General features: G+C 65.4%; 13 protein-coding genes. 9 read left to right on the top strand and 4 right to left on the bottom strand.

Annotation, left to right across the window (positions count from 1 at the left end):
* Window positions 1-35: 35 nt before the first annotated feature.
* Both PU724_RS13670 and PU724_RS13665 read right to left on the bottom strand, forming a co-directional pair.
* Window positions 36-2360, bottom strand: coding sequence for an NADP-dependent malic enzyme (locus PU724_RS13670; protein ID WP_127285455.1), 2325 nt, complete (start codon window positions 2358-2360; stop codon window positions 36-38).
* 171 nt (window positions 2361-2531) lie between these two features.
* Entirely contained in the window at window positions 2532-3311 is a 780-nt protein-coding gene (locus PU724_RS13665) for an SDR family oxidoreductase (protein ID WP_354421544.1), read from the bottom strand.
* A 153-nt stretch (window positions 3312-3464) separates the two neighbouring features.
* Between PU724_RS13665 and PU724_RS13660 the strand changes: the two genes are divergently transcribed.
* The gene (locus PU724_RS13660) at window positions 3465-4253 is read left to right on the top strand and encodes a UDP-2,3-diacylglucosamine diphosphatase (RefSeq protein WP_189556631.1); all 789 of its coding nucleotides are present in this window, start codon (window positions 3465-3467) and stop codon (window positions 4251-4253) included.
* Window positions 4254-4379: 126 nt separating this feature from the next.
* Window positions 4380-5594 carry an MFS transporter gene (locus PU724_RS13655; RefSeq protein WP_354421546.1) on the top strand — a complete coding sequence of 405 codons (1215 nt, stop codon included), beginning with the start codon at window positions 4380-4382 and terminating at the stop codon, window positions 5592-5594.
* On the opposite strand, the gene dgcA is transcribed toward PU724_RS13655, so the two are convergent.
* Window positions 5565-6548, bottom strand: a complete 984-nt coding sequence (dgcA, locus tag PU724_RS13650) for an N-acetyl-D-Glu racemase DgcA (RefSeq protein ID WP_354421548.1) — start codon at window positions 6546-6548, stop codon at window positions 5565-5567. The two genes, PU724_RS13655 and dgcA, sit on opposite strands and share 30 nt — an antisense overlap.
* 76 nt (window positions 6549-6624) lie before the next feature.
* On the opposite strand from dgcA, the gene PU724_RS13645 reads away from it, so the two are divergent.
* The 4 genes from PU724_RS13645 (at window position 6625) to PU724_RS13630 (ending at window position 10708) form a co-directional block, all read left to right on the top strand.
* A complete protein-coding gene (locus PU724_RS13645; protein WP_127286685.1) occupies window positions 6625-7812 on the top strand; it encodes an ABC transporter permease in 1188 nt (395 codons plus the stop codon).
* 1 nt (window position 7813) lies between these two features.
* A complete protein-coding gene (locus PU724_RS13640) occupies window positions 7814-8632 on the top strand; it encodes an ABC transporter ATP-binding protein (protein WP_127286684.1) in 819 nt (272 codons plus the stop codon).
* Between the two features lie 14 nt (window positions 8633-8646).
* The gene (locus tag PU724_RS13635; protein WP_354421550.1) at window positions 8647-10020 is read left to right on the top strand and encodes an MlaD family protein; all 1374 of its coding nucleotides are present in this window, start codon (window positions 8647-8649) and stop codon (window positions 10018-10020) included.
* Window positions 10021-10099: 79 nt separating this feature from the next.
* Complete coding sequence (locus PU724_RS13630; protein WP_407046038.1) at window positions 10100-10708, top strand: ABC-type transport auxiliary lipoprotein family protein; 609 nt, start codon at window positions 10100-10102, stop codon at window positions 10706-10708.
* Between the two features lie 294 nt (window positions 10709-11002).
* Here the strand turns inward: PU724_RS13630 and PU724_RS13625 are convergent, their stop codons facing one another.
* A complete protein-coding gene (locus PU724_RS13625) occupies window positions 11003-17056 on the bottom strand; it encodes an apolipoprotein A-IV repeat region-like domain-containing protein (protein ID WP_354421554.1) in 6054 nt (2017 codons plus the stop codon).
* Window positions 17057-17345: 289 nt separating this feature from the next.
* Here PU724_RS13625 and PU724_RS13620 point away from each other — a divergent pair, with 289 nt between their 5' ends.
* From PU724_RS13620 to PU724_RS13610, 3 genes are all read left to right on the top strand, one after another.
* The gene (locus PU724_RS13620; protein ID WP_127287063.1) at window positions 17346-17714 is read left to right on the top strand and encodes an Hpt domain-containing protein; all 369 of its coding nucleotides are present in this window, start codon (window positions 17346-17348) and stop codon (window positions 17712-17714) included.
* 94 nt (window positions 17715-17808) lie between these two features.
* The gene (locus tag PU724_RS13615; protein WP_127287062.1) at window positions 17809-18129 is read left to right on the top strand and encodes a 2Fe-2S iron-sulfur cluster-binding protein; all 321 of its coding nucleotides are present in this window, start codon (window positions 17809-17811) and stop codon (window positions 18127-18129) included.
* 90 nt (window positions 18130-18219) lie between these two features.
* Window positions 18220-19248, top strand: coding sequence for an NAD(P)/FAD-dependent oxidoreductase (locus tag PU724_RS13610; RefSeq protein ID WP_320255584.1), 1029 nt, complete (start codon window positions 18220-18222; stop codon window positions 19246-19248).
* Window position 19249 lies beyond the last annotated feature (1 nt).

The following is a 19249-nucleotide window of genomic DNA, read 5'->3' as shown; positions in this document are numbered from 1 at the left end:
AGTCTGCAACCCGCAGTCTACCGCAATATCCGGCCTCAGCCCAGATTGACGACCGCCTGCGCCTTGTGCGCCGCCTCCACCACCGCCAGTGCCGTCATGTTGACGACGCCGCGCGAGGTTACCGAGGGCGTCAGGATGTGCGCAGGCTTGTCGGTGCCGAGCAGGATCGGCCCGACATGCAGGGCATCCATCATGGCGCGCAGCGCCGTCAGCGTGATGTTGGCCGAATCGAGGTTCGGGAACACCAGAAGATTGGCTTCGCCCTTCAGCCGCGAATGCGGATAGACGCGCTGGCGCAGGTGCTCCGACAGCGCCGAGTCGGCATGCATTTCGCCGTCGCACTGCAATTCGGGCGCGATGCGCGCAAGGATCGCCGCCGCCTGGCGCATCTTCAGCGCGCTGGGGGAATCGCGCGAGCCGAAGTCGGAATGCGACAGCAGCGCTGCCTTCGGCTCGATACCGAAACGCTGGATCTCCTCCGCCGCCAGCACCGTCATCTCGGCGATCTCCTCGGCCGTCGGATCGACCGAGACATGGGTGTCGGTGAGGAAGATGATGCCGCGCTGCGAGATCAGCATGGAGAGGGTCGAGAGATCGCGGTCCTTGATGCCGGCACGTGGGCCGATGATCAGCGTGACGTTGCGCAAATGCCGCTCGAAACGGCCCTCGAGGCCGCAGACCATGGCGTCGGCATCGCCGCGCTTCAGCGCCAGTGCGGCGATCACAGTGTTGTCGGTGCGCACCATGGTGCGCGCCGCTTCCGTCGTCACGCCGCGCCGGCCGGCAAGCTCGATCAGCAGGTCGACATAGTGGCGGTAGCGCGGATCCTCCTCCGGGTTGATCAGGCCGAAATCGACGCCCGGCTTGATGCGCAGCCCATAGCGCTTCAGCCTGACCTCGATGACATGCGGGCGGCCGATCAGGATCGGCTCGGCGATGCCTTCCTCCAGCACCACTTGCGCGGCGCGCAGCACGCGCTCGTCCTCACCGTCGGCATAGATGACGCGCTTGGCGCTCGACGCCTTGGCCGTGGAGAACACCGGCTTCATCACCAGGCCGGAGCGGAAGACGAAGCGGTTCAGCTTGTCGATATAAGCGGCGAAGTCGGCGATCGGCCTGGTCGCCACGCCGGTGTCGCAGGCTGCCTTGGCGACGGCCGGCGCGATGCGCAGGATGAGGCGCGGGTCAAAGGGCGAGGGGATCAGGAAATCGGGCCCGAAGATCGGCGTCTCGCCGGAATAGGCGCGCGCAGCGACATCCGAAGGCTCTTCGCGGGCAAGCGCGGCGATCGCCCTGACCGCCGCCATCTTCATCTCCTCATTGATGGCGCTGGCGCCGCAGTCCAGCGCGCCGCGGAAGATGTAAGGAAAGCACAGTACGTTGTTGACCTGATTGGGGAAATCGGAACGGCCGGTGCAGATCATCGCATCGGGACGGGCCGCGCGCGCCGCCTCCGGCATGATCTCCGGATTGGGGTTGGCCAGCGCCAGGATCAGCGGCTTCGGCGCCATGTGCTGCAGCAGTTCCGGCTTCAGAACGCCGGCGGCGGACAGGCCGAGGAAGACGTCGGCGCCGGGAATGACGTCGGCCAGCGTGCGCGCGTCGGTGTCCTTCACATAAGGGTCTTTCCAGCGGTCCATCTCGTCCGTGCGGCCCTTGTAGGCGACGCCGAACCTGTCTGTGACCCAGATGTTCTCGACCTTGGCGCCGAGCGAGACCAGCAAATTGAGGCAGGCAAGCGCCGCCGCGCCCGCGCCCGAGGTGACGATCTTGATGTCGGAAATCGTCTTGCCGGCGAACTCCAGCCCGTTGAGCACTGCGGCCGCGACGATGATCGCCGTGCCGTGCTGGTCGTCATGGAACACCGGAATGCCCATGCGGGCCTTCAACTGCTCCTCGACCTCGAAGCATTCCGGCGCCTTGATGTCCTCGAGGTTGATGCCGCCGAAAGTCGGCTCCAGCGCCGCGACCGTCTCGACCATGCGCTCGATCTCCGGCGCGTCGATCTCGATATCGAAGACGTCGATGCCGGCGAACTTCTTGAACAGTACCGCCTTGCCTTCCATGACCGGCTTCGAGGCCAGCGGGCCGATATTGCCGAGGCCGAGCACCGCCGAGCCGTTGGAGACGACGCCGACCAGGTTGGCGCGCGCCGTATAATCGGCGGCGGTTGCCGGATCGTCGCGGATTTCGAGGCAAGGGGCGGCGACCCCCGGCGAATAGGCGAGCGCCAGGTCGCGCTGGTTGCCGAGCGGCTTGGTCGCCTGGATTTCGAGCTTTCCGGGAATGGGATGCTTGTGGAAGTAGAGCGCGGCCTCGTCGAGGTCCGACCGGGCCGGTTTCTTGTTCTCGCTGTCCATGCCGGCCTCCTTGCGCTCCTGCTTTGCAGCCTTTTAGCATGCGGCGCGAGCTTTTCGCGACGGCAAATGACGCAATTGGCATTCACACCGGCGAAGCGGGAATAACCAAGTCATTTCAGCCTCTTGCGCCGAGACTCTGCGATACCGCGGGTGGCCGGCGCCGGCAGCCGGTCAGAACGCGCTGACGTAGAGGCCGCCATCGACCGGAATGTTCTGGCCGGTGAGATAGCCGGCATGCACCGAGCACAGGAAGGCGCAGATCTGGCCGAATTCCTCGGGCGTGCCGAGGCGCTTGGCCGGAACGTCGGCGCTGATGCGGGCTTTTCGCTCGGCCGCGGCGGCGGGATCCTCGGTCGTGCCGGCCTCATGCGGACCACGCAGCCGGTCGGTGTCGAGCTTGCCTGGCAGCAGGCTGTTGATGGTGACGTTGCGGTCGACCACCGTGCGCGCCACGCCGGCGAGAAACGAGGTCAGGCCGGCACGCGCTCCGGACGAGAGATCGAGGCCGGGGATCGGCACATAGACCGACAGCGAGGTGATGTTGACGATGCGGCCGAAGCCGCGCTTCGCCATGCCGTCGATCACCGCCTGGATCAGCTCGATCGGCGTCACCATGTTCTGCGTGACCCCCTCGAGAATCTTCTCGCGGTCGAGCGTGCGGAAATCGCGCAGCGGCGGCCCGCCATTGTTGTTGACCAGGATGTCCGGGTCCGGGCAGGCGGCAAGCAGCGCCTTCTGCACCTCGGGCTTCGACACGTCGCCGGCGATCTCGATCACATTGACGCCGAATTTTTCGCGGATTTCGGCGGCGGTCTTCGCCAGGAGCTCCGCGTTGCGGCCGTTGACGACGAGATCGCAGCCGGCCTCGGCCAGCGCGATGGCGCAGCCACGCCCGAGCCCCTTGCTGGATGCGCAGACAATGGCCTTCTTTCCGCGAATGCCGAGATCCATGACGGTCTTCTCCTGTTATCGAGCGCGGCAAGCTAGCGCTTGGGCTGGACCAATCGCAACCGTCATACGGTTGTTGCATGAATCGGGGCATAGGCTCTGCGAAAGCAACGGTGACAAGCGATGTCCGGCCCAGAGCCCCGCACTTTCCGATCGATGTTCATCTCCGACATCCATTTGGGGTCGAAGGCGGCCAAGGCCGACTTCCTGATCGATTTCCTCCGGCATCACGACGCCGATATCATCTATCTGGTCGGCGACATCGTCGATGGCTGGCGGCTCAGGCGCAACTGGCACTGGCCGCAAAGCCACAACGACGTCGTGCAGAAATTGCTGCGCAAGGCGCGCAAGGGCGCCTCGATCACCTATATCGCCGGCAACCACGACGAGTTCGCCCGCCAGTTCCAGGGCGTGCATTTCGGCGGCATCGTCGTCGCCGACCGCGCCATCCACGAGACCGCCGATGGCCGGCGCCTGCTGGTCATCCATGGCGACCAGTTCGATACGGTGGTGCACAACCAGCGCTGGCTCGCCTATCTCGGCGACTACGCCTATGACGCGGCGATGCAGGTCAACCGGATCATCACGCGGCTGCGTCAATTGCTCGGCCTCCCTTACTGGTCGTTCTCATCCTGGGCCAAGGTCAAGGTCAAGAAGGCGGTCAACTTTATCGGCTCGTTCCAGACCGTGCTGAGCGACGAGGCGCGCCGCTCGCATGTCGATGGCGTCATCTGCGGCCACATCCATCACGCCGCGATCGAGAATTACGGCGATGTGCAATACATCAACACCGGTGACTGGGTGGAAAGCTGCACGGCGGTGGTCGAGCATTTCGACGGGCGCATGGAAATCCTGACCTGGGCGCATGTCCTGCCCGAGGCTCCGGCCGGCAAGGACGTGCTCGTTCCCGTCAACATCAAGGGCAGGGCGGTGCAGGCGGCCTGACGCCAGGCCCCTGCGGGCGCAAACGCGCGTTAATCGATTAGTCCAGCCGGTTTCGTCGGGTTCTTCCCCATGTTAGGGATCGCCATACGTTGCGGCCGGTAGAACGCGGCGTAATTGGATCGATTCATGTCCTTGCCGCCGCTCACCCCTGAACAGCTCGTCAAGCCGCGCCATTTCGAGCTGCGCATGAGCCTGATCTTCGCCACGCTGTTCGTGTCGCTCGGCACGCATCTGCCCTACTTCCCGCTCTGGCTGCAGGCCAAGGGTTTCCATGCCGAGCAGATCGCCGTCATCCTCGCGGCGCCCATGTTCCTGCGCGTGGTGACGACGCCGCTGCTGACGGCGCTTGCCGACCGGGCGCGGGACCGCGCCAATGTTTATATCGCGCTTGTGGCCGCATCGATGCTGCTCGCCGCCGGCTATTTCCTGCCACCCACCTACGCCATCGTGCTCGTCGTCTCGCTGGCGCTGACCGTCGTCTGGACACCGCATTCGCCGATCGCCGATTCGCTGGCGCTATCCGGCGTGCGCCGCTTCGGCTCCAATTACACCAGCATGCGCAAATGGGGCTCGATCTCCTACCTCTGCGCCAATGTCGTCGGCGGCTTCATCCTGGCGCGCACGGGCGCCGAGGCGGTGCCGGCGATCATCTTCGTCGCGCTGGCTGCGGCCCTCGCCGCCGGCCTGCTTGCGCCAAGACTTGGCCGTCCGCGCCGCGCCTCGCCGCTTTCGGCGGCTGACATCCAGCATTCGGCGCCGACGCTCCTCAACGCCTATTTCCTCTATTTCACCCTCGGCGTCGGCATCATCACCGCCAGCCATGCCTTTCTCTACGGCTTCGTCTCGATCTACTGGAAGTCGATCGGCATCAGCGACACCGTCGTCGGCCTGCTGTGGGCCTGGGGCGTGGTCGCCGAGGTGTGCATGTTTGTGATGTTCACGCGCATCTTCGGGTCCGTTTCCGTTGCCGCGGTGATGCTGATCGCCGGCATCGGCGCGATCGTGCGCTGGATCGCCTTTCCGCTGATCTGGCCGCTCGGCCTCGGCATTGCCGGCTTCTTCGGCGTCCAGACGCTGCACGCCGTATCGGTCGCTATGGTATTGATCGGCCTGCAGAAAATGATCGGTGAAACCGTCTCGGAGGAGCGCACCGGCGCCGCGCAAGGCATTGCCTACTTCTTCAACGGCTTCTTCATGGCCGTGGTGACGCTGGCGTCGGGCCCGCTCTACGATCGCTTCGGCGTCGACGGCTTTCTGGCGATGATCCCGATCGCGCTCATCGGGCTGGCGCTGATTGCCCTCGCCGCGCGCTCAGCCCCACAGCGTTCGGTCGGGGGGTGACACCAGCGACCCCTGGTACACAAGGCCGGGCGTGCGGTCCCTGGCGAGCAGCAACGGACCGTCGAGATCGACGAAGTCGGCGCCCTGGGCCAAAAGCACGGCCGGCGCCATCGCCAGCGAGGTGCCGACCATGCAGCCGACCATGATGTCGAAGCCGAGTTCGCGGGCGCGGTCGCGCAGCACCAGCGCTTCGGTCAGGCCACCCGTCTTGTCGAGCTTGATGTTGACGGCGTCATAGAGGCCGACCAGCGCGTCGAGGTTCTTCGCCTCGTGCACGCTTTCGTCGGCGCAGATCGGCACCGGATGCGCGATCTCGCGCAGGATTTCGTCGCGGCCGGCGGGTAGCGGCTGCTCGATCAGCGCGATCCCTTGCTCGGCGGCGAAGGCGAGGTTTTCGACGATATTGTGCTCCGTCCAGCCCTCATTGGCATCGAGGATGATGCGGCTGCCGGGCGCCGCCTCGGTGACGGCACGGATGCGGGCTTTGTCGTTGTCGCCGCCGATCTTGACCTTGAGCAGCGGCCGCGCGGCATTGGCGCGAGCCTGCGCCGCCATCGCTTCGGGCTCGCCAAGCGACAGCGTGAAGGCTGTTTCCAGCGCTCTCAAGGGCACAGCGCGGATTGCATGCGCCACCGGCGCGCCGCTCAGCTTCGCTTCCAGGTCCCACAAGGCGCAATCGATGGCGTTGCGCGCGGCGCCGGCGGGCATGGCGTGGATCAGGGCAGCCCGGTCGATTCCGTCGGCGATCCGCCCGCGCATCGCCTCGATCGCTGCCTGCACGCCGTCCGTGGTCTCGCCATAGCGCTTGTAGGGAACGCACTCGCCGCGCCCGCCATGGCCGTTTTCACGGATCGTCACCGTGATGACTTCCGCCTCGGTCTTCGATCCGCGTGAGATCGTGAAGGCTCCGGCGATGGGAAAACGCTCGGACTCGACCGAAATGACACGCGCCATATTTTTCTTCTCCGGCTGTGCGACAACGGGTCGCCGGCAAATGACAGCCCGGTTCCGGCAGGCTAAACAGGACGCCATGTTGACCATCCGCAAACGCGACGCAAGCGGCACCGCCGCCAAGGAGCCGAACGGCCAGCCGCGCGTCGCGGTCGGCCAGGAGGGCGGCGTTCTCGGTTGCGCCTTCTCGGGGAACTGGACGACGCGCACCGTGGCGCTGGTCGACGCCGAGATGCGCAAGATCGAAAAGCGCAGCGGCGTCAAATCCTTGGCGCTCGATCTTTCGCATATCGACAAGATGGATACCGCCGGCGCCTGGCTGATCGACCGCCTGGTCAGCGCCTTCGAGAAGAAGGGCATCGAAGTCACCATGCAGGGGCAGAGCGAGATCGCCTCCATCCTGCTTTCCGCCGTCGGCGACGCCGTCCGGCGCGAGCCCGAATCGGGGCCGGCCGGTCCGCCCAACATCATCCTGCGTGCGCTCGAGGCGGTCGGCCGGCGCGTCTATGAGATGCGCGACGATTTCCTGGCCTCGATGAACATCCTCGGCGCCACCATCCGCGGCGCCCAGATGAAGCTCGGCCGCGGCCATGCCGTCAATCCGGCCGCGATCTTCAACCAGATCGACCGCATGGGCGTCGGCGCCATCCCGGTGGTGGTGCTGATGTCGGCCATTGTCGGCGCCATCGTTGCCCAGCAGGGCGCCTATCAGCTCAGCTATTTCGGCGCCGACATCTTCGTCGTCGACCTCGTCGGCGTGCTGATCCTGCGCGAGCTTGGCGTGCTGATGACGGCCATCATGATCGCCGGCCGTTCCGGCAGCGCCATCACCGCCGAGATCGGCTCGATGAAGATGCGCGAGGAGGTCGACGCGCTGAAGGTCATCGGCCTCAATCCGATCGGCGTGCTTGTGTTCCCGCGGCTGGTCGCGCTGGTGATCGCGCTGCCTTGCCTCACCATCGTCGCCAATTTTGCAGCACTTGGCGGCGGCATCGTCGCTGCCTGGCTCTATTCCGACATTCCGCCGGCCGCCTTCCTCGACAGGCTGCGCATCGCCATCGATCTCAGCACCATCTTTGCCGGACTGATCAAGGCGCCGTTCATGGCCATGATCATCGGCATCATAGCGTCGGTCGAAGGCATGAAGGTCGGTGGCAGCGCCGAATCGCTCGGCCAGCACGTGACCGCCTCGGTGGTGAAGTCGATCTTCGTCGTCATCATCCTCGACGGGCTTTTCGCCATGTTCTACGCAGCGATCGAGTTTTGAGATGGCGAACGCGAACGGCAACGGGGTCAAGACGGCTGAGGACGCTGACGAAAGCGAGATCGTGCTTTCGGTGCGCGACGTCACCGTCGCCATTGAGGACAAGCTGATCCTCGACAAGCTGTCGCTCGACATCAAGCGTGGTGAGATTCTTGGTTTCGTCGGCGCTTCGGGGGCCGGCAAGTCCGTCCTTTTGCGAACCATCCTCGGGCTGATGCCCAAGCAATCGGGAACGATCAAGCTGTTCGGCGTCGACGTCGACAAGGCAAGCGATATCGAGCGCCTGCGCGTCGACATGCGGCTGGGCGTCCTGTTCCAGCACGGCGCGCTGTTCTCAGCCTTGACGGTGCAGGAGAACGTGCAGGTGCCGATGCGGGAATATCTCGACCTGCCGAGGAAGCTGATGGACGAGCTGGCGCTGCTGAAGATCGAGCTGGTCGGCCTGCCGCCGGACGCGGCGCAGAAATTCCCCTCCGAGCTTTCCGGCGGCATGATCAAGCGCGCGGCGCTGGCGCGCGCGCTGGCGCTGGACCCGGACATCGTCTTTCTCGACGAGCCGACCTCGGGGCTTGATCCGATCAGCGCGGCGGAGTTCGACGAACTCGTCGTCAAGCTGCGCGACACCATGGATCTCACCGTCTACATGGTCACGCACGACCTCGACACGCTGTTCACCGCCTGCGATCACGTTGCGGTGCTCGGCAAGAAGAAAGTGCTGGTCGAAGGTACGATCGACGACATGCTGAAGAGCGAGGAGCCGTGGGTCAAATCCTATTTCCGCGGAAAACGTGCCCGGCAACTTGATCTTGCGGCGCGCGCATAGTCATAAGTGAGGCAATGGAAACAAGAGCCAACTACGTCATTGTCGGCATCTTCACTCTGGCCGCGATTGTTGCGGCCTTCGCCTTTGTCTATTGGACCGCCGCCATCGGCGACAGGGGCGAGACGGCCGTGCTGCTGGTGCGCATTCCAGGTTCGGCTTCGGGCCTCGGCCCCGGCAGCCTGGTGCTGTTCAACGGCGTCAAGGTCGGCGTGGTCAAGCGCGTCTATATCGCGCCCAACGATCCGGCCGCCGCGATCGCCAGCACCGAAATCGGCCGGACGACGCCGCTTACCAAGTCGACGCAGGCCGATATCGGCATTGCCGGCCTCAGTGGCCAGGCCAATATCGAGCTCAAGGGCGCCAACCTGAATGAGGAAAACCTTCTCGACCTGGCCGAGAAGGAAGGCAAGGACGCCGAGATCGTCGCCAATCCATCCGCGGTCACCAACCTTCTGCAGACCGCGCAGACCATCTTTACCCGTGCCGACAAGGTGCTTTCCGATCTCGAAGGGTTCACCCATGACGTGCGCGGGCCGCTGACCGATACGGTCAAGAACGTGCAGACCTTTTCCGACGCGCTGGCCAAGAATTCCGACGGCATCGACAAGTTCCTGTCCAGCGTGAGTGCGTTGTCGGACGAGTTGAAGGGTGTCTCGGGCAAGCTCGACGGCACGCTGAAGGCCGCCGAAGGCCTGCTCAACGCCGTCGACAAGGACCAGATCAAGAGCATCGTCGCCAATGTCGACACGGTCACCGGCAACCTGAAGGAAACCTCCAAGCAGTTCGATACCGTCATCAACAACGTCAACACGGCGGTCGGCTCGATCAACGACTTCGCCCAGAAGACGCAAGGCACGCTGGACAAGGTCAACGGCGTGCTCGACGGCATCGATCCGGTCGAGGTGCGCACGGCGCTGGCCAACATCCAGAAGGCCAGCGACAACGCCAATCAGGCCGCCGCCGACATTGCCAAGGTCACGAACAAGTTTGCCAACCGCGCCGACGATATCGACGACACTATCAAGGACGCCAAACAGCTGGCGCAGCGGCTCAACGATGCCTCGGTGCGCGTCGACGGCATCCTGGCCAAGGTCGACAACTTGCTCGGCTCGGGCGAGGCGAACGGCGTCATGGCGGATGCCCGTGAGACGCTGAAATCGTTCAAGCAGGTCGCCGACACACTGAATGCGCGGCTCGGTACCATCACCGACAATCTCGCCCGTTTCTCCGGCCAGGGCCTGCAGAATGTCGAGGCGCTGGTCCAGGACAGCCGGCGTTCGATCAACCGCATCGAGGAAGCGGTGACCGATCTCAGCCGCAACCCGGGGCGTATCCTGTCGGGCGGCGAGGGCGAGGTCCGGCAATATGACGGCAGGGTGCGGCGTTGACTTCGGCTTGCGCCCACCGCAAGAACATGAGCCGCAATTGCGGGTTGATCTTACGATCTGGGGACAACGGGGATCGCGTGTGACGTCGGTTTGGGTGAAGTCGGTTGGATTGACATCGGCTGCGGCGCTGCTTGCGCTTTCGCTCGCCGGCTGCGCGGCGCTCGGTGCCAAGCCGGCGCCGCTCGACACGTTCGAGTTGTCGGCACCGTCGGTGGACGCTCATGGCCGCAGCCGTCGCCAGATCCTGATCGCCCAGCCCTCCGCGCTCAAGGCGCTGGACAGCCAGAACATCGTCATCAAGCCGGGCGACGGCTCGATCCAGTACCTGAAGGGCGCGCAATGGGCCGACCGGCTGCCGCTCATCGTGCAGGCGAGGCTGGCCGAGACCTTCCAGCGCTCCGGAAGCTTCGCCGGCGTCGGCAAGCCGGGCGAGGGGCTGGCGATCGACTACCAGATCATCGCCGAGGTCCGTTCCTTCGAAGTCCGGGTCAATGGCGGCGAGCACGCCGAGGTCGAACTGTTCGTGCGCATCCTCAACGACCGCAACGGCGAGGTGCGCGCCGCCAAGAGCTTCACCGCGAGCGCGCCGGTTTCGGGCGGCGGCAACGCCGCCTACGTCAACGCGCTGGACAACGCCTTCGGCCAGGCGGCGAAGGACATTGTGCTCTGGACGGATTCGCTGATCTGATATCGCCGGCTGGGGCACGTCGCCCGAACCACGGCGATCTCGGTTCTCCCCGTACAGTGACGGGGAGAAAGACGCTGCCATCGACGATTTCGCCAATCACAAGCGTTGCAGGAAAGCGGGCCGGTGGAACGATTAGCCACCTTCTCCCCGTCACTATACGGGGAGAAGGTGCCGGCAGGCGGATGAGAGGCGGCGCCGACAGACGATATTTATCGCAGCTCAGGTTAGGAGCATGCCGTTCAAACAAAAAGGCGGGAGCTTGTCCCGCCTTTTTTGTTACTCGCTAACAGCCGCTTACTGCAGGCGGCCGCTGGCATGGGCCAGCATGGTGTAGACCTTGCCGGTGTCCGAAGTCAGGTAGGTTTGGCCCATGATGTTGTCGCGGTCGTTGCGCGACACATCCTTGAGCAGCTTCTCGAAATCGTCGCAGTAGCGGTCGACGGCGGCGCGGAACTCGGCCTCGGTCTGGTACTTGCGGCGGATCTCGTCGAAGGTCTGTTGGCCTTTCAGCGTGTAGAGGCGCCGCGTGAACACGTCACGCTCGCCGCGCCGGTAGCGGTTCCACAGCTCGATCGAGGCGTCGTGGTCGATGGCGCGGGCGATATCGACCGACAGCGAGTTGAGCGATTCCACGACATGCAGCGGCGAGCGCTGCGCCGGAGCCGGGCGCGGCGCTTCCGCCGGAGCGGCCGGCCGGAGCTCTTCCTCGCGCGATGCGCCGGTCAGGAGATCGCGCACCCAGCCGCCTTGCGCCGTGCGGCCATTGGGATCGCGGCGCGGGGCCGTCTCGGCGGCGCGATCGAGGTCGAGCGTGCCGCGCAAGGTCGTCTCGGCCAGCGGCGCCTGAGGCGCCCGGCGCTCGGGTTGCGGCTGTGGCTGCTGTGACTGCTGCGGCGCCGGCGGGCGACGCAGCGGCTCGGCAGGACGGGCCGGCGCCTGCGGTGCGGGGCGCAGACCGCGCGGCTCGCCGGATTCGCTGCTGCCGCTGCGACCGGATTTCGCAACGATGTCAGACAGCTCCTTGAGCGCGTTGATCTGCTCGGAGACGGCGCGGCGGATGGCCGAGGTCGATTCCTTGGCCTCTTCCGGCATCTCGATGACGCCCTTCTTGAGTTCGGCGCGCGTCAGATCGAGCTCGCTCTTGATCGAACCGGCAGTGCGTCGCATCTCCTCGGTGGCGTCGGCAAAGCGGCGCGTCGCCGAATCGACGACCTCGGCGATGGCGGTGCGGATCTTCTCCGCCGATTCCATGGTCCGCCCCTCGGCGTTCTGCATCGTCTGGCCAACCAGGCTTTCGAACGAACGCATCACCTTTTCGAGGTCTTCCGACTTCTTGACCAGGCCGACGGCGAGGTCTTCCAGCGACGACTGCCGCTCCAGCGTGTGCTCGAGGTTGCTCTGCGCCGAGCTGAGCAGCGCCGAGGCGCTGGAGAGCAGGCGGCTGTGCTCGTCGAACTTGGTGGCGATCGAGGCGACCTCGCGCAGCGTGGCCGACGACAGGTCGGTGAGCCGGGTCGTGTTCGAATCGACCAGGCGCGCCGAGCTGGCGAAGGTCTGCGCGGCCTTTTCCGTCGTTGTCGCGAAGCTCTGCGTGCTGCCGGACAGGCGTTCCTCGACATGACCGAGGTTGGCCGCAGCCTGGTCGATCAGCTGACCGAGCTGGGCGCTGGAGGTGCTCATGCGGCCGATGAGATCGGCAACGCTTTCGGCGAGCGTCGAGCGCGCGCCGTCCACCGCCGACAAGGTCTCGGCGGTACGGCTGGCGAGCGCGTTGACGAGCGCGGCGTTTTCGCTGCGCAGCTTCTCGGTCGCCCGCTCGGTGACCTCTTCCATGCTCCGCTGCAGCTCCGAGCCGCCCTGGGCGAAACGCTCGACCAGCGGCTTGGCGGTTTCGTCGAGGATCTTCGACATCTCGGCCGAGCGCGCTGCAAGCATCGTGTTGAGCTCGCGGGTGTTGGCGCCGATGGTCTTGGCCGCGTCGTTGGTGCTCTGGCCGATATGCTGGCCGACCGCGGTGAAGGTCTCGGCGATGACGTTGGCGCGCGAAATCAGTTGCGCCTCCGCGCCCGAGACCTGCTCGTTGAGCTTCTGGCCGATCGTTTCCGTGGTGGAGGCGAGGCGGTTCTCGACGCCGGCGATCTGCTCCTCGATCCGGGCCGCTGCTGCCGCCGCATTCGACGCCAGGCGCTCGTCGGCGCCGGCCAGCGCCTGCTCGATCTCGCGGGCGTGGACGGCCAGTTCCTGACCGGTCTGACGCGCGCGGTCGGCGACCCGCTGCTCGGTGCTGGCGAAGGCCCCGACGATGGTCTCGGCATGGCCGCCGATGGTCGTGGTGCTGTCGGCGATGCGCGCGACCAGGCGCTGGTCCGCATCGTCGAAGATGCGAGCGATCTCGGACGCGCGTGACGAAAGCGCCTCCGACCCCTCGGCGATGCGCGAGATCAGATGCTGGTCGGCTGCATCGAAGATGCGGCCGAGGTCCGAGGCGCGGGCCGCGAGCGCTTCGGCCGATTCGCCGATGCGCATGCTCAGCCGTTCGTCGGCGCCTTCGAAATTGCGCAGGATGTCGCCGGCACGCGCCGCCAGCGACTGCGCCGTTTCGACCGCGCGGGCAACCAGCTTCTGGTCCGCAGCGTCGAAGGTACCGGCGATCTCGCTGGCGCGGGCGGCCAGCTGGTCGGCGGTGTCCTCGGCGCGTGCGATCAGCGCATTCGACGTGTCCTCGGCGCGCGCATGCAGGCGGCGGTCGGCGTCCTCGAAGGCGCGGGCGATGTCTTCTGCCCTGGCGAGCAGCGCGGCCGAGGTCTGTTCGGCGCGGTCGGCGATCTTGCGGTCGGCGTCGCTGAAGGCAAGGCCAGCCTGCTCGTGCAGGGCGCTGGTGACCTCCATGACCTTCTCGCGCAAGGCGCCGGCGACGAAGACCGCGCTCTTCTCCAGCACGTTGCGGATGTTGTCGACGCCGGTCGACAGCGCCCGTTCCATGGTTCCGGCGCGCTCCTCGATGATGCCGGTCTGCCGGTTGAACGCCTGCTCGATCTTCTCGACGTCGGCGGCGATCGTTGCCGAAATGTCGCTGCTCCTGGCGGCCAGTTGGTCGATATGGCCGGACAGGGAGCGGTCGACATCCTTGCGGGTGTCGACGAGCTTCGCCAGATCGTCTTCCAGCGCGCGGCTCAGCATGTCGCGGCCTTCGGCCAGCTTGCCGACATGGCCGGCGATAATGTCGTCGACCTCGCTGCGGCTGGCGACGAGCTTCTGCAGGTCCGCTTCCAGCGCGCGCCTGAGGATATCGCGGCCCTCGGCGAGTTTCTCGACCTGGCCGGCGACCAGCCCGTCGATGCTGGAGCGGCTTTCGGCCAGCTTGGCGAGGTCGTCCTCAAGTGCCTTCGAAAGCGCCGAGCGATCCTGGGCAAGCCTGTCGCTATGGCCCTGGAGAAGGCTGTTGACGTTCTCCAGGTCGCCTTCCAGCACCCGCGCGAACTCGGCGCGGTTGTCGGTCAGCTTCTGCGACTGGTCGGCAATGGCGTTCCTGATCGTGCTGAGATCGGCATCCAGCGCGCGCTTGAGGATATCGCGGCCTTCCGCAAGCTTCTCGACCTGGCCGGCGACCAGCCCGTCGATGCTGGAGCGGCTCTCCGCCAGCTTGGCGAGATCGTCCTCCAGCGCCTTAGCCAGCGTCGAGCGGTCCTGGACCAGCCTGTTCTGGTGATCGGCCATGATGCCGTTCACATTCTGCAGATCGTCCTGGAGGGCTTGCGACAGCGTCGAGCGATCCTGGACGAGCCGGTTCGTGTGGTCGGAGATCAGGCTGTTCACATTCTGAAGATCGGCTTCCAGCGCCTTCGAAAGCTGGCTGCGCTCTTCCGCCACCCGCTCGGAATGGCCGGCGATGGCGCCCTTGATCGTGTTGATATCGGCTTCGAGCGCGCGCTTGAGGATGTCGCGGCCCTCGGCGAGCTTTTCGACCTGGCCGGCGACCAGACCGTCGATGCTGGCGCGGCCCTCCGCCAGCTTGGCGAGGTCGGCCTCGAGCGTCTGCGCCAGCAGGCTGCGGTCGTCGGCGAGCCTGACGGAATGACCCTCGACCAGGTTCCTGATGCCGGACAGGTCGCTCTCCAGCGAACGGCTGAGTTCGCCGCGGTCTTCGGCAAGCTTGGCGGAATGGGTCTCGATCAGGCTCCTGATGCCGATAATATCGGTCTCCAGCGCCTTGGCGAGCACCGAGCGGCCCTCGGCGATCTTCTCGACCTGGCCGGCGACCAGCCCGTCGATGCTGGCGCGGCTGTCGGCCAGCTTGCCGAGATCGGCTTCCAGGGCGCGCGATAGGATGTTGCGGCCCTCGGCGAGCTTCCCGACGTGGCCGGCAACCATTTCGTCAATGATCGTACGGGCTTGCACGAGCTTTCCGGAGTCGTCATTCAGGGCTTGGGCAAGCCGGTTGCGGCCTTCTTCGAGCTGCTCCAGGTGGCTGCCCAGCGATGCGTCGATCGCGGCGCGCGACTCGTTGACCTTGCGCAGGTCGTCTTCCAGCGCGCGCGCGATGAGGTTGCGGCCTTCCGCCAGCTTCTGCACCTGGTCGGTCACGGCGGCGTCGATGCCGGCGCGGCTTTCGGCGAACGTCGCCAGGTCGGCCTGCATGGCGGCGGCCATGCGATCGCGGCTTTCCGAAAGCTTGCGGCTGTGGCTTTCCACCGCCTCCTCGATGCCGACGCGGGCATCGGCGAGCCGCTGGATGTCGCTGTCGAAGGAACGCGAGACGACGTGGCGGGCGGCTTCCATGCGGCCGGCGAAGTCGCTGGCGCGGGCCTCGAGCATGGAGGAGGTCGACGAGACGATGTCGGCCATGTCGGCGCCGATCTGCGTCTTGCCCTGATCGATCATCGCCGAGAGCTGGTCCTTGCTCTCTGCAAAGGTATTGGCGATTTCGCGAGCGCGCTCGACCAGCGTCTCATTGATCTGGCGGGCGCGGGCTTCGAGCGCGGCATTGAGCTTCTGCGTGCCGGTGTCGAGCGCCTCGGCGCGGGTCTGGAATTCGCTGATCAGCGCCTGGCCGCGTTCGGCCAGCGTCCGCTCGATGCCGCTGAGGCTGTTCTCGAACTCGGAGCTCAGCGTGCGCGCGGCGCCGCCCAGCAGCGAAACCATGCCGCTGGTGCGGTCGTCGAGCAGGTCGGTCAGCGAGCGAGTGAGGCCGTCGGTGGTGTCGGTCAGTTTGGCGATGCGGGTGTCGAGCAGGCTGGCGAAGGCTTCGCCCGAGGTCGACAGCCGGTCGGTGATCGAATCGAGTCGGCCCTCGACCGAATCGAAGATCGACATCGAGCTTTCGTTGATGCGGTCGATCAGCGTGTCGCCGGAATTGTTGATCGTCATCGACAGCTTGGTCGACGCATTGAGGATGGAGTCGCGGATGATGTCGCTGGCGGAGCCGATTTCGTCGCGCAGCGTCTCATGCGCGCTGGCGATCGAGGCGCGCACGCGCTCGGCATGGCTGACGACCGCTTCGCGCTCGCTGCCGAGGCCATCGACCAGCGAGCGGATGCGGGCCTCGTTCTCCGAATAGGAGCGCTCGATCTGGTTGACTTCGCTGTGGACCAGCGTTTCCAGCTCGACCGCGCGCGCCAGCGTGCGCTCGATGCCTTCGCCCATCGCCGCGACTTCGCGGCGCACGGCCTGGCCGATCATCATGACGCGGTCCTGGGCAAGGTTTTCCGGCTCGGCCAGGCGGAAGGCCACTTCCGTCATCGACTGCGCGGCAATGCGCATTTCCTGCGCGCGGCGCACCATGGCCGCGAAGGCCCAGAACAGGATCACGGGAATGATTGCCGCGACTGCCAGGCCGATCAGCTCAGGGCGGGCGAAAAACTGGTCGAAGGTGCGGATTTTCCAGATGCCCGAACCGAACAGAAGATTGGCCAGGCCGCCGGCGCCGGCGATCCATGCCAGCGAAATGAACGCCACAACCCAGTAGATCGTGCTCGACGCGCGGCGGTTGAGGCCATGCAGCAGGGTGCGGTAGTCCTTCTGGCGGTCGTCATTGGCCGGGGTGAAGCCGGCCGGCTGCGCGCCGTTGCGCGTTTCAACCGGACGCAACTCGGCGGGCTTCGCCGCCGGCTGCGTGTTCTGTATTGGCCTGGCGTTCTGGCTCTGAACAACCACCGGTTCTTCCTTGTGGCCACGCCCTTCGCGCGCCAGTTCGTCAGCCGCCGCCGAAATCTGCGCTTCCAGATCTTCCATCGACGCCGCCATATCGAGGCCGCCGTCGCCATCTACGCTCAAATCAAGGTCGAGTGCCTTTTCGAGCTCCTTGGCCACGTCGCTGTCGAGAGTTCGTGTCGTTGGTTTCTTCGCCATGCCTTCGCTACCCTGTACTAGCTGCCGGGGACTTATGATTTTGAGCCGTGATTCTGGCTTGTCTTATCCCACGCAGGAGGCTGAAAATGGACCCTCGTATCGTAATGACACACAGGGGTAAAGAAAACCTGCATTCTGGGCGATACGTAAAACTTTAAATATAGGGTTAACGGAGACGTGATTTCGCGACCTCCCTGTCAACATTTTTTCAGGTCAATCATTAACCCGTTTGCTACGGGATTCGCCTAGTTTTCCAGGCAAGTCTGAACACCAGGGAGCTGCAAATTTCATGCGCGGCGAAAGCGGCATTGCCTTTTCCATGCCCGGCGGCGACGTCTCGGGAACGGCCAGGTCACGTCCTGTGGATCTCGCCCATCTTTCGCGCCAGACGATGGGCGATCGCGCCCTCGAGCAGGAGGTGCTGGCGCTGTTCGTGCAGCAGGCGCTCGGCGTGCGCGACAAGATCCTCGAAGCCGACGTCAAGGAGCGCCTGCTGCTGGCGCATGGCCTCAAAGGCTCGGCGCGCGGGGTGGGAGCGTTTGCAATCGCCGATTGTGCCGCGGCCATCGAAGGCCAGCCCGAAGACGCCAAGACCCTGAACCGGCTCGGCGTCCTGATCGAGGAAGTGCGCGAGTTCATCGCCGCCATCGGCCGCTAGTTCCAAAAAAACGTCACGGCGCGGCGTTTTCGCGCCGCAGTTGACTTGTCCGCCGGAGTGATTATCTCGGCTGGAACTCCCCTTCAGGTGACAAATGACCAAGCTGACCTTCATTGCCAATGACGGCACACAGTTCGACATGGATGCCGAAAACGGCTCGACCGTCATGGAGAACGCCATCCGCAACGCCGTGCCCGGAATAGAGGCCGAATGCGGCGGCGCCTGCGCCTGCGCGACCTGCCACGTCTATGTCGACGAAGCCTGGACGGCCGAGGTCGGCGAGCCGGAGGCGATGGAGGAGGACATGCTGGACTTCGCCTACGACGTCCAGCCGAATTCGCGCCTGTCCTGCCAGATCAAGGTGCGCGACGCCCTCGACGGGCTGGTCGTGCGCGTACCCGCCCGCCAGGGCTGAGTTCGCCGCTTCGGCTATTTTTGCCGCCGCCGCTTGGCAGCGGGCCATTGCTCATGCAGTCTCGCGCCGTTTGGCAGCGAGGCGCATTGCATGAGCGACACGATCAGGACGGACGTACTCATCGTCGGGGCAGGGCCGGTCGGCCTGTTCGCGGTGTTCGAGCTTGGCCTCTTCGACATGAAGTGCCATCTGATCGACATCCTCGACCGGCCCGGCGGCCAATGCGCCGAACTCTATCCGGAAAAGCCGATCTACGACATTCCCGGCTGGCCGTTGATCACCGCCCAGGGCCTGGTTGACAAGCTGCTCGAGCAGATCCACCCGTTCAAGCCGGAATTCACCTACAACCGCATGGTCTCCAGCCTGGAGAAGCTGGAGGACGGCAACTTCCGCGTCACCACCGACGAGAACGAGGTGTTCGAGGCCAAGGTGGTGGTGATCGCCGCCGGCGGCGGCTCGTTCCAGCCCAAGCGGCCGCCCATTCCGGGCATCGAAGCCTATGAAGGCAACAGCGTCTTCTATTCGGTGCGCCGCATGGAGGATTTCCGCGGCCACGACCTCGTCATCGTCGGCGGCGGCGATTCGGCGCTCGACTGGACGCTGAACCTGCAGCCGGTGGCAAAGAGCGTGACGCTGGTCCATCGCCGTCCGGAGTTCCGCGCGGCACCCGACAGCGTCAACAAGATGTACGCCATGCAGGAGATGAAGCAGCTGGATTTCCAGGTCGGCCAGGTGAGCGGCCTGAGCGGCGCCGACGGCCGGCTTTCATCCGCGACCATCAAGGGGCCGGACGGCGACATCGAGGTGCCATGCACCCGCATGCTCCCCTTCTTCGGCCTGACCATGAAGCTCGGTCCGATCGCCGAATGGGGGCTCAACCTGCATGAGAACCTGATCCCGGTCGACACCGAGAAATTCCAGACCTCGGTTCCCGGCATCTTCGCCGTTGGCGACATCAACTGGTATCCCGGCAAGCTGAAGCTGATCCTGTCGGGTTTCCATGAGGTCGCGTTGATGGCGCAGGCCGCCAAGCGCATCGTCAGCCCCGGCGAGCGCATCGTCTTCCAGTACACCACCTCGTCGACCAGCCTGCAGAAGAAGCTCGGCGTCCACGATTGAG

Source organism: Mesorhizobium abyssinicae (genome assembly GCF_049887195.1).
Classification (GTDB): Bacteria; Pseudomonadota; Alphaproteobacteria; order Rhizobiales; family Rhizobiaceae; genus Mesorhizobium; species Mesorhizobium abyssinicae.
This window is presented reverse-complemented; position numbering and strand designations above follow the sequence as displayed.